General features: G+C 73.4%; 13 protein-coding genes. 5 read left to right on the top strand and 8 right to left on the bottom strand.

Translation table 11 applies throughout. The features are described 5' to 3' along the window. Window positions 1-7: 7 nt before the first annotated feature. Both K8Z61_RS04705 and K8Z61_RS04700 read right to left on the bottom strand, forming a co-directional pair. Window positions 8-985, bottom strand: a complete 978-nt coding sequence (locus K8Z61_RS04705) for a YihY/virulence factor BrkB family protein (protein ID WP_224127001.1) — start codon at window positions 983-985, stop codon at window positions 8-10. Between the two features lie 54 nt (window positions 986-1,039). After that, the gene (locus K8Z61_RS04700; protein WP_224126999.1) at window positions 1,040-2,422 is read right to left on the bottom strand and encodes a cation:dicarboxylate symporter family transporter; all 1,383 of its coding nucleotides are present in this window, start codon (window positions 2,420-2,422) and stop codon (window positions 1,040-1,042) included. A gap of 85 nt (window positions 2,423-2,507) precedes the next feature. Between K8Z61_RS04700 and K8Z61_RS04695 the strand changes: the two genes are divergently transcribed. Both K8Z61_RS04695 and K8Z61_RS04690 read left to right on the top strand, forming a co-directional pair. Then, on the top strand, window positions 2,508-4,121 hold the full coding sequence (locus K8Z61_RS04695) for a sensor histidine kinase (protein ID WP_224126997.1): 1,614 nt from the start codon (window positions 2,508-2,510) through the stop codon (window positions 4,119-4,121). Continuing rightward, window positions 4,118-4,873: a response regulator gene (locus K8Z61_RS04690; RefSeq protein WP_224126995.1), complete on the top strand. Its 756-nt coding sequence runs from the start codon at window positions 4,118-4,120 to the stop codon at window positions 4,871-4,873. The genes K8Z61_RS04695 and K8Z61_RS04690 overlap by 4 nt, the downstream gene beginning before the upstream one ends. Before the next feature lie 24 nt (window positions 4,874-4,897). Here K8Z61_RS04690 and K8Z61_RS04685 read toward each other — a convergent pair whose 3' ends face one another. Beyond that, a complete protein-coding gene (locus tag K8Z61_RS04685; protein WP_224126993.1) occupies window positions 4,898-6,340 on the bottom strand; it encodes a glycine hydroxymethyltransferase in 1,443 nt (480 codons plus the stop codon). Between the two features lie 358 nt (window positions 6,341-6,698). Here K8Z61_RS04685 and K8Z61_RS04680 point away from each other — a divergent pair, with 358 nt between their 5' ends. The 3 genes from K8Z61_RS04680 to K8Z61_RS04670 all read left to right on the top strand — a co-directional run bounded on the left by K8Z61_RS04680 (window position 6,699) and on the right by K8Z61_RS04670 (window position 10,150). Next, window positions 6,699-8,417, top strand: a complete 1,719-nt coding sequence (locus K8Z61_RS04680; RefSeq protein ID WP_224126991.1) for a nitrite/sulfite reductase — start codon at window positions 6,699-6,701, stop codon at window positions 8,415-8,417. A gap of 196 nt (window positions 8,418-8,613) precedes the next feature. Next, window positions 8,614-9,357 (top strand): phosphoadenylyl-sulfate reductase, encoded by a 744-nt coding sequence (locus K8Z61_RS04675; protein WP_224126989.1) that lies wholly within the window; start codon window positions 8,614-8,616, stop codon window positions 9,355-9,357. 49 nt (window positions 9,358-9,406) lie between these two features. Next, window positions 9,407-10,150: a sirohydrochlorin chelatase gene (locus K8Z61_RS04670; RefSeq protein ID WP_224126987.1), complete on the top strand. Its 744-nt coding sequence runs from the start codon at window positions 9,407-9,409 to the stop codon at window positions 10,148-10,150. On the opposite strand, the gene K8Z61_RS04665 is transcribed toward K8Z61_RS04670, so the two are convergent. The 5 genes from K8Z61_RS04665 to recA all read right to left on the bottom strand — a co-directional run bounded on the left by K8Z61_RS04665 (window position 10,114) and on the right by recA (window position 13,716). Further along, window positions 10,114-10,581 (bottom strand): DUF3037 domain-containing protein, encoded by a 468-nt coding sequence (locus K8Z61_RS04665; RefSeq protein WP_224126986.1) that lies wholly within the window; start codon window positions 10,579-10,581, stop codon window positions 10,114-10,116. The genes K8Z61_RS04670 and K8Z61_RS04665 overlap by 37 nt on opposite strands. Further along, window positions 10,578-11,369 (bottom strand): HipA family kinase, encoded by a 792-nt coding sequence (locus K8Z61_RS04660; RefSeq protein WP_224126985.1) that lies wholly within the window; start codon window positions 11,367-11,369, stop codon window positions 10,578-10,580. The genes K8Z61_RS04665 and K8Z61_RS04660 overlap by 4 nt, the downstream gene beginning before the upstream one ends. Further along, window positions 11,362-11,856, bottom strand: coding sequence for a phosphoribosyltransferase (locus K8Z61_RS04655; protein WP_224126983.1), 495 nt, complete (start codon window positions 11,854-11,856; stop codon window positions 11,362-11,364). Before K8Z61_RS04655 ends, K8Z61_RS04660 begins: the two co-directional genes overlap by 8 nt. A 67-nt stretch (window positions 11,857-11,923) precedes the next feature. Continuing rightward, window positions 11,924-12,649 carry a regulatory protein RecX gene (locus K8Z61_RS04650; RefSeq protein WP_224126981.1) on the bottom strand — a complete coding sequence of 242 codons (726 nt, stop codon included), beginning with the start codon at window positions 12,647-12,649 and terminating at the stop codon, window positions 11,924-11,926. A gap of 11 nt (window positions 12,650-12,660) precedes the next feature. Beyond that, window positions 12,661-13,716 carry a recombinase RecA gene (gene recA / locus K8Z61_RS04645; protein ID WP_224126979.1) on the bottom strand — a complete coding sequence of 352 codons (1,056 nt, stop codon included), beginning with the start codon at window positions 13,714-13,716 and terminating at the stop codon, window positions 12,661-12,663. Window positions 13,717-13,723 lie beyond the last annotated feature (7 nt).

The raw sequence follows: 13,723 nt of genomic DNA, 5'->3' as shown, positions 1-13,723 counted from the left end.
CGGCACCCTAGGCCATGGGCGGTCGCCGGTCGTCCGCCCGGCGCCCGCGCGGTCGGACCAGGCGGGAGTCGGGGTGCAGCCGCGCGACGGACGCGTTGACCGCGGCCCCGATGAGCACGGCGATCGCCAGCAGGTAGAGCCAGATGAGCACGGCGATCGGAGCGGCCAAGGGGCCGTAGACCGAGCGCGAGTCGGAGGCCGTCGCGGTGAGCACCCAGCGCAGCCAGGTCGAGCCCAGCAGCCAGGCCGCCAGCGAGAAGGCGGCGCCCGGGAGCATCGCGCGCCAGGCGGTCGGCACCGGCACCGACACGTGGTAGAGCGTGGCCAGGAAGCACACGCACAGCAGGACGACCGCCGGCCAGTAGGCGGCCATCAGCACGTCCAGCCGCGGCGGCAGCCACCGCCCGACCAGCGACGGGCCCGCGACGACCAGCGGGATGGCCGCGACGCCCGTCAACACGGCGAGGAGATAGAGCCCGAAGGAGAGCGCCCGGGCCCGCAGGATCCCGCGCCGACCGCCGAGCCCGTGCATGATCGTGATGGTGTCGACGAAGACGTTGAGCGCGCGCGAGCCCGACCACAGGGCCAGCACGAAGCCGACGGAGATGACGTCGAAGCGTCCGCCGCGCAGCACGTCGTCGATCGTCGGCGCGATCACGTCGCGCACCGCGGAGTCGGTGAGCAGCCGGCCGGAGAGCTCCAGCACCGAGTCGCGGATGCGCTCGACCTGGTCGGCGGAGAAGCGCCCGGTGACGAAGCCGATGGCGCCCGCGAGGGCGAAGATCAGCGGCGGCACCGACAGCACCGCGAAGAACGCGGCCTCCGCGGCCAGGCCGGTCACGCGGTAGCGCAGGCATGCCTCGACCGTGGCGGTGACGACCCGCCAGAGGCGGTGACGACCTCGGGCGATCCGCGCCGTGAGCGCGGCACTCGCGGCCGGGGCGCCGGGCGCGCGAGCGGTCCGCGTCGTCCGAGCCTCCGCCATGGCCGCACGCTAACCCGGGGCGGCCCCGCCTCCGCGGAGCCGCGCCCGGGCGACTCAGACGTCGCCCCGGGCCTCCACGGCCGCGGTCGCGGGACGCGCCTCAGGGACGGCTCCGTCGCCGTGCCCGTCGTCGATCATCGTCGCCTCGTCGAACGGCTCCTCGCCGCGCAGCACGCGGTCGAGGCGGTCGCGGTCGACGGTCCCCGTCCACTGCCCGATGACGACGGTCGCGATCGCGTTGCCCGCGAAGTTCGTCAGCGCCCGGGCCTCGGACATGAACCGGTCGATGCCGACGATCAGGCCCACGCCGTCCACCAGCTCGGGGCGGTGCGACGAGAGACCGCCCGCCAGCGTGGCCATGCCCGCGCCGGTGACGCCGGCGGCGCCCTTGGAGGCGATCATCATGAACAGCAGCAGCGAGACCTGCTCGCCGATCGAGAGCGGGTCGCCGAGCGCCTCCGCGATGAACAGCGACGCCATGGTCAGGTAGATCGCGGTGCCGTCGAGGTTGAAGGAGTAGCCGGTCGGGACGACGACGCCCACCGTCGCGCGGTCGACGCCGGCGTGCTCCATCTTCGCGATCAGCCGCGGCAGCGCCGACTCCGAGGACGACGTCGAGAGGATCAGCAGGAACTCGCGGCCCAGGTAGCGCAGCAGCGGCCACACGTGGATGCCGGCCACGACCCGCAGCACGACGCCGAGCACGACGAAGACGAACAGGAAGCAGGTGACGTAGAAGCCGAGCATCAGCACGAACAGGCTGCGGAGCGCGTCGACGCCGGTCTCCCCGACGACGCCCGCGATCGCGCCGAACGCGCCGATCGGCGCCGCCCACATGATCATCGACAGCACCCGGAACACGACCCGCTGCAGGGACGCGACGCCGCGCAGCACCGGCTGGCCGGCGGCGCCCATCTGCTGCAGCGCGAACCCGACGAGCAGCGCGACGAGCAGCGTCTGGAGCACCTCCCCCGAGGTCAGCGAGGAGACCATCGAGGTCGGGATGATGCCCAGCAGGAAGTCGGTGGTGCTGCCGTGGCCCGCCGCGGCCTGCTTCTGCCCGGCACCCGCGACCGCCTCGGTGAGCCGCAGGCCGGTGCCGGGGTGCAGCAGGTTGCCGACCACGAGGCCGATCGCCAGGGCGACGGTCGAGAGCGCGAGGAAGTAGGCGAGCGCGAGACCGCCGACCTTGCCGACCTTGGCGGCGCTGGCCACCGAGCCGACGCCGATGACGATCGTGCAGAAGATGACCGGCTGGATCATCATCTTGATCAGCGCCACGAAGGCGGTGCCGAGGGGCTTGAGCTCCACGGCGACGTCGGGCGCCGCGAGGCCGAGCGCGATGCCGAGGACCACCGCGACGATCACGGCCAGGTAGAGGTAGTGGGTGCGGCTGCGCGCCGGGGCCGCCGTCGGGCCGGAGGAGGGGCTGCTCATGCTCCGAGCCTCGGGCCCGGAGTGACCGACGTCACCCTTGCGGTCGTAGTGGTCACGACCCGCGGTCACGGGCGAGGATGACGCGGTGCTGCGTCGTCGCTCCGCCCGCCCGGGCTCCGGCTGGTCGGTGGCGCGGCAGGTGCTGGTCCTGCAGGTCGCGGTGGTGGCGGTGCTCGTGCTGACGTCGGTGGGCCTGGCCGCGCTGGACGCCCGGCGAGACGCCCGCGCGTCCGCGACCGAGCGCGCCCTGGCGGTCGCGCGCACGCTCGCCGACTCCCCCGCGCTGGTCTCCGCCCTGGCGGGGCCGCAGCCGAGCCGTCGCATCCAGCCGCTCGCCGAGCAGGTCCGCCGTGACGCCGGGGTCGACTTCGTCACCGTCATGTCCCCCGACCGCATCCGCTACAGCCATCCCGACCCCGCCAACATCGGCCGCCCGTTCATCGGCGACGTCGGCGACGCTCCCCGGGGACGTCCGTTCACCCAGGAGTACGCGGGCACGCTGGGCCCCTCCATGCGGGCCGTCGTCCCCGTGCTCGACTCCCGCGGTCGCGTGGTCGCCCTGGTGGCCGTCGGCATCACGCTCGACCGGATCGATCGGCAGCTGCACGACGACGTCCTGCCCCTGGCCCTCGCCGCGGCGGCCGTGCTGACGGCCGGCGCCGGCGGGGCGACGCTGGTGGCGCGGCGGCTGCGGCGACAGACCCACGGCCTCGGAGAGCGCGAGCTGGCCCGGATGTACGAGTACTACGCGGCGGTGCTGCACGCGGTGCGCGAGGGGCTGCTGCTGGTCGACGTCGACGGTCGCGTCCAGCTGGCCAACGACGAGGCCCGACGCCTGCTCACGCTCCCCGCCGTCGACGCCGCGACGGGGCGCGACGAGGTCGTCGGGCGGCCGCTGGCCGACCTCGGGCTCGCGCCCGCGCTGGTCGAGGCGGCGCGCGGGCGCGCGGTGACCGATGACGAGCTCTACCTGGCCGGGGATCGCCTGCTGCTGGTGAGCGCGGCTCCGGCGGACTGGGACGGCCGCGCGGTCGGCGCGGTCGTGACGCTGCGCGACCACACCGAGCTGCGCGGCGTCACCGGCGAGCTGGAGGCCGTGCGTCGGCTGACCGAGTCGCTGCGCGCGCAGAACCACGAGTCCGCGAACCGCCTGCACACCGTGGTGTCGCTGATCGAGATGGGCCGGGCCGAGGAGGCGGTGGACTTCGCCGTCGAGGAGCTCCAGGTGGCGCAGCTGCTCGCCGATCACGTCGTGGCCGCCGTCGACGACCCCGTGGCGTCCGCACTTCTCCTGGGCAAGACGGCCGACGCCGCCGAGCGCGGCGTCGAGCTGCAGGTCGTCGGGGTCTGGCCGGAGTCGGCGCGGCTCTCGCCTCGCGATCTCGTGACCGTGCTGGGCAACCTGGTCGACAACGCGCTCGACGCGGTCGCGGCGTCCCCCCTCGGGGAGCGGCGGGTGCGCGTCACCCTCGGCGAGCGACGCCTGGCCGTGGGCGACAGCGGCCCCGGGCTGCCGGAGCACGACCTCCACGCCGTGCTGGAGGCCGGATGGACCACGAAGATCGCGGCGGACCCAGCCGTGGGCCGCGGCGTCGGCCTGGCGCTGGTGGCCCAGGCGGCGCGCCGCACCGGCGCCACGCTGCGGCTGGGTCGCAGTGCTCTCGGCGGCGCCGAGCTGGCGCTGGAGTGGGACGCATGAGCGCGCCGGCGCCGCCCGGGGTGCCCGAGATCCCCGAGGTCCCCGGGGTGCCCGTGCTGCGGGTGCTCGTCGTCGAGGACGAGCAGGTGGCCGGCGAGGCCCACGTCGCCTACGTCGAGCGCACCCCGGGCTTCGCGGTGGCCGGCTGGGCCCGCTCGGCGGTCGAGGCCGTCCGGATCGCCGGGGCGGCGCGCGACGCCGGACGTCCGGTCGATCTGCTGGTCCTCGACCTCCACCTGCCCGACGGCCACGGGCTCGGGCTGCTGCAGCGGCTCCGCGCGCAGGGGCACCTGTGCGACGCGATCGCCGTCACCGCCGCGCGGGACGCCGAGGTGGTGCGGCACGCGGTCGCGCAGGGGGTCGTCCTCTACCTGCTCAAGCCGTTCGCCCAGCCGGCGTTCCGGGCGAAGCTCGAGCAGTACGCGACCTACCGCGAGGCCTGGGCGCGCACCGCCAGCGGCGAGGTCGCGCAGACGGAGGTCGACGCGCTCCTCGCGACCCTGCGCCCCGGACGCGACGCGCAGCGGGCCGCCCTGCCGAAGGGACTCAGCCCCGAGACGATGGAGCGGGTCGTGACCGCGCTGCGCACGGCCCCCCGGCCCCTGTCGGCGACCGAGGCCGCCCAGCTGATCGGCGGGTCCCGGGTGACCGCGCGGCGCTACCTCGAAGCCCTCGCCGACGCGGGTCGCGTCGTCCGGCGTCCCCGCCTGGGCACGGCCGGCCGCCCGGAGCTCGAGTACGAGTGGCGCTGAGCCCCGGGACGGCGTCGGATCGACTCAGGCCAGGTCGATGCCCGGGTAGAGCGGGTGCTTGTCGAGCAGCTCGCCCGAGGCCGCCTTGACCCGCTCGACGGTGCCGTCGGCGACGGAGTAGGACGCCTTGGACGGGCCGCCCGCCTTGGTCGTGCCGGCCTCGGTGTTCGACAGCACGTCGACGATGAGCTCGGCGACGCGCTCGAACTCGGCGCCGCCGAAGCCGCGCGTCGTGAGCGCGGAGGTGCCCAGCCGGACGCCGGAGGTGTACCAGGCGCCGTTCGGGTCGGCCGGCACCGAGTTGCGGTTGGTGACGATGCCCGCGTCGAGGAGCGCCGACTCGGCCTGCCGGCCGGTGAGGCCGAAGGACGTGACGTCGAGGAGCACGAGGTGGTTGTCGGTGCCGCCGGTGACGAGGTTCGCGCCCCGGCGCAGGAAGCCCTCGGCGAGCGACTGGGCGTTGTCGGCCACCTGCTGGGCGTACGCGCGGAACTCCGGCGTGCGCGCCTCGGCGAAGGCGACGGCCTTGGCGGCCATCACGTGCGAGAGCGGGCCGCCGAGCACCATCGGGCAGCCTCGGTCGACCGACGGGGCGAGCTCCTCCTGGGCCAGGACGAGACCGCCGCGCGGGCCCCGCAGCGACTTGTGCGTGGTGGAGGTGACGATGTGCGCGTGCGGCACCGGGTCCTCGTCGCCGGTGAAGACCTTGCCGGCCACGAGGCCGGAGAAGTGCGCCATGTCGACCATCAGCGTGGCGCCGACCTCGTCGGCGATCTCGCGCATCGTCGCGAAGTTCACCCGGCGCGGGTAGGCCGAGTAGCCGGCCACCAGGATCAGCGGCTTGAATTCGCGCGCCTTGGCCCGCACGGCGTCGTAGTCGATCAGGCCGGTCTCGGGGTCGGTGCCGTACTGCTGCTGGTGGAACATCTTGCCGCTGATGTTGGGACGGAAGCCGTGGGTGAGGTGGCCGCCGGCGTCCAGGCTCATGCCCAGCAGACGCTGGTTGCCGAGCTCGTGGCGCAGCGCCTCCCAGTCGGCCTCGGTGAGGTCGTTGACGTTCTTGGCGCCGTACTTCTCCAGCCACGGCCCCTCGACGCGGTGGGCCAGGATCGACCAGAAGGCCACCAGGTTGGCGTCGATGCCCGAGTGCGGCTGCACGTAGGCGTACTCGGCGCCGAACAGCTCGCGGGCGTGCTCGGCCGCGAGCGACTCGACGGTGTCGACGTTCTGGCAGCCGGCGTAGAAGCGGTGGCCGACGGTGCCCTCGGCGTACTTGTCGGAGAACCAGGTGCCCATCGTCAGCAGGACCGCCGGGGAGGCGTAGTTCTCGCTGGCGATCAGCTTGAGGGAGCCGCGCTGGTCGGCGAGCTCGGCACGCGTGGCCTCGGCGATGCGGGGCTCGACCGAGGCGATGACCTCGAGGGCGTGGGCGTAGGCGCTGCTGGTGAGGGCGTCGATGTCGGCCATGGGCCAATCGTAGTGAGCCGCACCCGAGGACGGGGATTCCCGACGCGTCGTCCCGGTCGTGCGACGGCATGTGACCTGCGACTCACGGCTTGACCGGTTCACGCTCACGAAACACGCCGTTCGTCTCGCATTCCAGACGCGCGTCTCACATCACGGGATTTCGCCTTGTGGGCGCCCGTCCACGCTCTGAGACTCGGACCCGTGACCAGCGCTGCGACCGAGGTGTTCCTGGTGGCTCGACGCCACGTCGACCTCGGACGTACGCGCAGCATGATCTGTCCCGCCTCCATCTGACGCCCCCGTCCACGACGGACCCTCCCCGCCGGACACCACCCGAGGAAGCAGGACCACCCGACCCATGAGCGATCTGCGCTACACCGCCAAGCGGGCCCAGCACACCGAGATCCCCCGGCCCAAGCGAGGCGAGGGCCAGTGGGCGCTCGGCTACACCGAGCCGCTGAACAAGAACGAGCAGTCCAAGAAGGACGACTCGCCGCTCAACGTCCGCGACCGGATCCTGCACATCTACTCCAAGCGCGGCTTCGCCTCGATCGACCCGGCGGACCTCCGCGGTCGCTTCCGCTGGATGGGCCTCTACACCCAGCGCGCCGAGGGCTTCGACGGCGGCAAGACCGCCACCGTCCCCGAGGAGGAGCTGGACGCGCCGTTCTTCATGATGCGCGTGCGCTCCGACGGGCGGCTGCTGAGCGCCGACACCGTCCGCGCCCTCGGCGAGATCGGCCGCGACTACGCCCGCGACACCGCCGACGTCACCGACCGCGAGAACATCCAGTACCACTGGATCCGGGTCGAGGACGTCCCGGCCATCTGGGAGCGCCTCGAGGCCGGCGGCCTCTCCACGCTCGAGGCGTGCGGCGACTCCCCGCGTCCCTTCCTGGGCTCCCCCGTGGCCGGCGTCGCGGCCGACGAGATCATCGACGGCACCCCCGCGCTCGACGAGATCGCGCGTCGCTTCCTCGGCGACCCCGACTTCGCCAACTTCCCGCGCAAGTTCAAGACCGCGCTCACCGGGCACCCGAGCCACGACGTCTCCCCCGAGACCAACGACATCTCCTTCGTCGGCACGGTGCACCCCGAGCACGGCCCGGGCTTCGACCTGTGGGTCGGCGGCGGGCTCTCGACCAACCCGATGCTCGCGCAGAAGATGGGCGTCTGGATCCCGCTCGACGACGTCGCCGACGTCTGGGAGGGCGTCGCGTCGATCTTCCGCGACTACGGCTACCGGCGACTCCGCTCGCGGGCCCGCCTGAAGTTCCTCGTCGCCGACTGGGGCATCGCCAAGTTCCGCGAGGTGCTCGAGAAGGAGTACCTCGGCCGCGAGCTCGTGACCCTCGCCTCGCCGGAGTCGCCGGTCGGGCACCGCGACCACATCGGCGTCCACGACCAGAAGGACGGCCGCAAGTACGTCGGCGTCGCCCCCGTGGCGGGCCGGGTCTCCGGGACGCTGCTGATCGCCCTCGCCGACCTGATCGAGAAGCACGGGCTCGCCGGCGCGCGGCTCACGCCGTACCAGAAGATCGTGCTGATCGGCGCCGACCCCGAGCGGGTCGAGGACGTCGTGGCCGACCTCGAGGCCATCGGGCTCTCCGCGCGTCCGTCCAACTGGCGTCGCAACACCATGGCGTGCACCGGCATCGAGTTCTGCAAGCTCGCGATCGTCGACACCAAGAACCGCGCTCGCGACCTCGTCAGCGAGCTCGAGCGTCGCCACCCCGACCTCGACACCCCGATCACCGTCAACGTCAACGGCTGTCCGAACGCCTGCGCCCGCACGCAGATCGCCGACATCGGCCTCAAGGGCCAACTGGTGATGGACGGCGACCGCCAGGTCGAGGGCTTCCAGGTGCACCTGGGCGGCGCCACCGGCCTGAACGCGAACTTCGGCCGCAAGCTCCGGGCCCACAAGGTCACCTCCGCCGGACTCGACGACTACGTCTCCAGCCTCGTCGAGGCCTTCCTCGCCGGCCGCGAGGAGGGCGAGTCGTTCAGCACGTGGGTGCACCGTGCCGACGAGTCGCTGCTGCGCGGCGAGCCCCTCGCCGGAGCCCGTTCGTGAGCGGTCGCGCCGTCCCCTTCCACTGCCCCTTCTGCGGGGACGAGGACCTGCGCCCGCACGAGGTGGTCTCGGAGTCCGGTGAGGTCTCCTCCCCTCACGGGAGCTGGGAATGCCGGGCCTGTCTGCGGGCCTTCTCCCTCCGGCTGCTGGGGCTCCTCCGTCCCAGCGCCGCCACCGCTACGGAGGGGGACAACCGATGATCAGCACCACCCAGGCCGCCCGCGCGTACCGCGGCACCGACACCGAGGGCCGCTCGCCCGAGGAGCTCCGCGACCTCGTCAGCCACTGGGGCGCCGAGCTCGAGCTCGCGCCCGCCGAGACCATCATCGAGTGGGCCGCGGCCACCTTCGGCGAGCGGTTCTGCGTCACGTCCTCGATGGGCGACGCCGTGCTCGCGCACCTGGCCTCCAGCGTCGTGCCGGACATCGACGTGGTCTTCCTCGACACCGGCTACCACTTCGTCGAGACCATCGGCACCCGGGACGCCGTCGAGGCGACGCTGCCGGTCAACCTCATCACGATCACCCCCGTGCAGAGCGTGGCCGAGCAGGACGCGCAGTACGGCCCCGAGCTCTACCGCACCGACCCCGACCTGTGCTGCGCGCTGCGCAAGGTCGAGCCGCTCGCCCGCTCGCTCGACGGCTACGACGCCTGGGCCACCGGCCTGCGTCGCTCGGAGACCCGCAACCGGGTCATCGCGCCGGTGATCGGGTGGGACGCGAAGAAGCAGAAGGTGAAGGTCTCCCCCATCGCCCGCTGGACCGACGAGCAGGTCGAGCAGTACATCGTCGACAACGGCGTGCTGGTCAACCCGCTGGTCTACGACGGCTACCCGTCGATCGGGTGCGCCCCCTGCACCCGCCGCGTCGCCCCCGGCGACGACCCCCGTAGCGGCCGCTGGGCCGGCACGAACAAGACCGAGTGCGGCATCCACGTCTGAGTCGCCGACTCCGACGCGCCGCGCTCCATCCCAGAGAGGAACCCCCACCATGGCTGCTCCCGCACTCGTGGCCCTCGCCCACGGCAGCCGGGACCCCCGCTCGGCCGCCGCCTACACGGCGCTCGTCGCCGAGGCCCGCGCCCTGCGCCCCGACCTGCGCATCGAGCTGGCGTTCCTCGATCTCTCCAAGCCGGCGTTCCAGACCGTCGTCGACCGGCTCGTCCGGGCCGGACACGACGAGATCGTCGTCGTGCCGCTCCTGCTCACCGAGTCCTACCACGCGCGCATCGACGTGCCGCAGGCCATCGCCGCCGCCACCGAGCGGCACCCGCACCTGCAGATCCGCGCGACCTCGATCCTCGGTCTCGAGACCTGCTTCCTCGAGGTGCTCGACGTCCGGATGCGCGAGGCGCTCGCCGCGTCCCGCGTCCGCGAGCTCGACGCGCTGGTGCTGACCGCGGCGGGCTCCAGCGACCCGCTCGCCAACCAGGCCGTGGCCCGGCTGGCCCGGGTCTGGGGCACGCACCACCGGCTGCCCGTCACCGCCGCCTACGCCTCCGCCGCCCCGCCGGCCGCCGGCGAGGCCGTCCGCGCCTTCCGCGGCGAGGGTCGGCGGCACATCGCCGTCGCCTCGCTGTTCCTCGCGCCGGGCTTCCTGCCCGACCGCGCCAGCGAGCTCGCCCTGGAGGCCGGCGCGATCGCCGTCGCCGAGCCGATGGGCGCCCACCCGGTCGTCGCCCGGACCATCCTCGCCCGCTACGCCGTGGGCGCGGTGGAGCTCGTCCCGGTCTGAGCGCGCGGGGCGTCCGGCAGCACGAGCCGGGCCAGCAGCCGCCGCGCCTCGCCGTCGGGGCGCTCGGACAGCCCGCCGTGGACCGGGCCCGGCTGCAGCACCGTGCTGCGCGGCGCCTTGAGGAACCCGAAACGACGACTCACCGGCTCGCCGGCCACGGCACCCGCGCGCGGATCGGCCGCACACACCGCGTCGACGAAGTCCAGCGCGGCGCGCACCTGGCCGAGCTCCAGGCCGGGTGCCAGCGCGCTGAGCCGGTGCTCGTCGAGGTGCCAGGCCACGACCAGGTGATCGGTCGCATGGCAGAACACGACGACGCCGACGTTCACGAACTCCTCGCGCTCCACCCGCGGCACGCAGCGCAACACGACGTACTGGTACGGGTGGCGCGTGACGACGCCTGCCGGCGACGCCGGGTCCACGGCGGTCATCCCGCCGCTCCCGGGAGCCACTGGCGCGTGCCGAGCCGGGCCGTCAGGAACGCGACGTAGGCCTCGCGCAGCGCGGCCGGCGTCTCCGCGCCCGGCACCGGCTCGAGCCACGCGTCCGGCACGCGGGCGACCACGCGCTCCAGCGCGTCCTGCGTCAGCAGCGGACCGACGGACTCGTCGATCTCCCCCAGCAGCGGCGCAGCCGCTGCGAGGACGTGGTCGTCCGCGCTCCAGCGCTGCGCGGCGAACCGGGCGGGATCCGTGACCCCGCCGGCCCAGCCATGGTGGAAGTAGAGGCTCGCGCCGTGGTCGATGACCCAGAGCGCGCCGTGCCAGACCAGCAGGTTCGGGTTGCGCCACGAGCGGTCGACGTTTGCGCAGAACGCGTCGAGCCAGAGCACGGTCGCGGCCTCGCGCGAGGGCTCGACCGCGACGGAACCGTCGTAGCCGAACGCGCCGGGCAGGAAGTCGATCCCGAGGTTGCGACCGACGCTCGCCACGAGGAGGTCCTGGACCTCCTCGTCCGCCTCGTAGCGGGCGAGATCGGCGGGGAGCTCGAGGACGGCCAGCCGCGGCGTGCGCAGGCCGAGCAGCTCGGCGAGCCCGCTGACGATCACCTCGGCGACGAGGACCCGCACGCCCTGCCCCGCCCCGCGGAACTTGCAGACGTAGGTGCCGAGGTCCTCCGCCTCGACCACGCCGGGCAGGCTGCCGCCCTCACGCAGCGGGGTGACGTAGCGCGTGACCTCGATCAACGGCAGCGGCGGGAGCGCCGGGTGCTCAGGCATCGACGACCGTCGAGCGCCGCACGAGGGGCGGCTCGGTGGACCAGGGGAAGTTGATCCAGCGGTCGGTGCGGCGCCAGGCGTAGTCGGGCTTCACCACCGACCACGGCTTCTCGTAGATCACCGCGGTGCGCGCCTCGGCGACGTGCCCGGCGCAGAACTCCTGGACGATCTCCAGCGTGCGGCCCGAGTCGGCGACGTCGTCGGCGATCAGCACCTTCAGACCGGAGAGGTCGACCGCCGCGGGCGTCGGCGGCAGCATGATCGGTACGTCGAGGCGCTCGTCGACGCCGGTGTAGAACTCGACGTTGACCGTCGAGAGGTTCTTCACGTCGAGCGCGTACCCGAGCCCCATGGCGAGGCCGAGCCCGCCGCGGGCGATCGCGAGCACCAGGTCGGGCTCGTAGCCCGAGTCGACCACCTGCTGGGCGAGATCGCGGACCGCCCCGCCGAACAGCTCGTAGGAGAGGATCTCGCGCTCGTCGGCCACGGACGCATTCTGGCGGTCCAGCCGCGACGCCGTCGAGCCGGGTCCGGCTGCCCTCGGTCAGAGATCGTCAGAGATCGTCGGGGACGTCGCGGCGGGCCTCGGCGAGCACCTCGCGCACCACCCGGTGGCAGAGACCGGCGGGATAGCCCTTGCGGGCGAGCATGCCGACGAGCCGTCGCGCCGCGGTGGCGTCGTCGACCCGCTGGAGCGAGCGGAGCCGCCGCTCGACGAGGGCCGTCGCCGTGGCGTGCTCGTCATCGTCCTCGACCTCCTCGAGGGCGTCGCGGACCACCTCGTCGGCCACACCCTTGCGCCGCAACTCGGAGGCGAGCGCACGCCGGGCCAGGCCCCGGCTCGTGCCGGCGCCTCGCGCCGAGACCCAGAGCCGGGTGAACGCGGCGTCGTCGACCAGCCCCACCTCCTCGAACCGGTCGAGCAGACGGGCGGCCACGTCGTCGGGCACCTCGCGGGACGCGAGCTTGTCGGCCAGCTCGCGACGACTCCGAGCCCGACCCGTGAGCTGGTCGAGCAGGATGGTGCGCGCCACCGACTCGGGATCGGCCTCCGGACCGAGCCGAGCCGGATCGTCCGGCGGGGGCGAGGCCCGCCGGCCTCCACGCGCGCTGGACGAGCCCCCGGAGCGGCTGCGCTTGCCGCTGGACCGCTCGCGATCCGGTTCGCCGGTCGACGGGGCCGCGCCCTGGGTCCAGGCCTCGACGCCGGCAGCCACGTCGCCCAGCCACGCGGGCGCGGGACGCTCGTCGCGCCAGGCGTCGCGGCTGCCGTTCGTCATCGCCGGGCGACTCAGAAGTCGCCGACCCCGATCGGCTCGTCCGGCAGACCCGCGAACTCGTCGTTGTCGACGGTGGCGCCGATGCCGAGCTTCTCGAGGATCTTCTTCTCGAGCTCGTTGGCGAGGTCGGGGTTGTCGCGCAGGAAGCCGCGGGCGTTCTCCTTGCCCTGGCCGAGCTGGTCGCCCTCGTAGGTGTACCAGGCGCCGGCCTTGCGGACGAGGCCCGCCTCGACGCCGACGTCGATCAGACCGCCCTCGCGGCTGATGCCCTTGCCGTACATGATGTCGAACTCGGCCTGCTTGAACGGCGGGGCGACCTTGTTCTTCACGACCTTGACCCGGGTGCGGTTGCCGACCATCTCCTGGCCGTCCTTGAGCGTCTCGATGCGCCGCACGTCGAGCCGGACCGAGGAGTAGAACTTCAGCGCCCGACCACCGGTGGTGGTCTCGGGCGAGCCGAACATGACGCCGATCTTCTCGCGCAGCTGGTTGATGAAGATGGCGGTGGTGCCGGAGTTGTTCAGGGCGCCGGTCATCTTGCGCAGCGCCTGGCTCATCAGGCGGGCCTGGAGGCCGACGTGGCTGTCGCCCATCTCGCCCTCGATCTCGGCGCGCGGGACGAGCGCGGCCACCGAGTCGATGACGATGAGGGAGAGCGCACCGGAGCGCACGAGCATGTCGGCGATCTCGAGCGCCTGCTCGCCGGAGTCGGGCTGGGAGACCAGCAGGGCGTCGGTGTCGACGCCGAGGGACTTCGCGTACTCGGGGTCGAGGGCGTGCTCGGCGTCGATGAACGCGACGAGGCCGCCGTTGCGCTGGGCGTTCGCGACCGCGTGCAGGGCCACGGTGGTCTTTCCGGAGGACTCCGGGCCGTAGATCTCGACGACGCGGCCCCGCGGGAGACCGCCGATGCCGAGCGCGATGTCGAGCGCGATCGCGCCGGTGGGGATGACCTCGAGCGGCGCCCGGGTCTCCTCGCCCAGTCGCATGACCGAGCCCTTGCCGAACTGCTTCTCGATGCCTGCGAGGGCCGCCTCGAGGGCCTTCTCGCGGTCTGCGCCTGCCATGGTGTCT

Source organism: Nocardioides sp. TRM66260-LWL (assembly GCF_020075545.1).
Classification (GTDB): Bacteria; Actinomycetota; Actinomycetes; order Propionibacteriales; family Nocardioidaceae; genus Nocardioides.
The sequence above is the reverse complement of the archived record's forward strand: the minus strand, read 5'-3'. Positions and strand labels throughout refer to the sequence as shown.

Excerpts from the sequence above, each read along its gene's own strand:
- K8Z61_RS04705 (WP_224127001.1), bottom strand. The coding sequence starts at position 985 with ATGGCGGAGGCTCGGACGACGCGGACCGCTCGCGCGCCCGGCGCCCCG.
- K8Z61_RS04700 (WP_224126999.1), bottom strand. The coding sequence starts at position 2,422 with ATGAGCAGCCCCTCCTCCGGCCCGACGGCGGCCCCGGCGCGCAGCCGC.
- K8Z61_RS04690 (WP_224126995.1), top strand. The coding sequence starts at position 4,118 with ATGAGCGCGCCGGCGCCGCCCGGGGTGCCCGAGATCCCCGAGGTCCCC.
- K8Z61_RS04685 (WP_224126993.1), bottom strand. The coding sequence starts at position 6,340 with ATGGCCGACATCGACGCCCTCACCAGCAGCGCCTACGCCCACGCCCTC.
- K8Z61_RS04680 (WP_224126991.1), top strand. The coding sequence starts at position 6,699 with ATGAGCGATCTGCGCTACACCGCCAAGCGGGCCCAGCACACCGAGATC.
- K8Z61_RS04675 (WP_224126989.1), top strand. The coding sequence starts at position 8,614 with ATGATCAGCACCACCCAGGCCGCCCGCGCGTACCGCGGCACCGACACC.
- K8Z61_RS04670 (WP_224126987.1), top strand. The coding sequence starts at position 9,407 with ATGGCTGCTCCCGCACTCGTGGCCCTCGCCCACGGCAGCCGGGACCCC.
- K8Z61_RS04665 (WP_224126986.1), bottom strand. The coding sequence starts at position 10,581 with ATGACCGCCGTGGACCCGGCGTCGCCGGCAGGCGTCGTCACGCGCCAC.
- K8Z61_RS04660 (WP_224126985.1), bottom strand. The coding sequence starts at position 11,369 with ATGCCTGAGCACCCGGCGCTCCCGCCGCTGCCGTTGATCGAGGTCACG.
- K8Z61_RS04650 (WP_224126981.1), bottom strand. The coding sequence starts at position 12,649 with ATGACGAACGGCAGCCGCGACGCCTGGCGCGACGAGCGTCCCGCGCCC.
- recA (WP_224126979.1), bottom strand. The coding sequence starts at position 13,716 with ATGGCAGGCGCAGACCGCGAGAAGGCCCTCGAGGCGGCCCTCGCAGGC.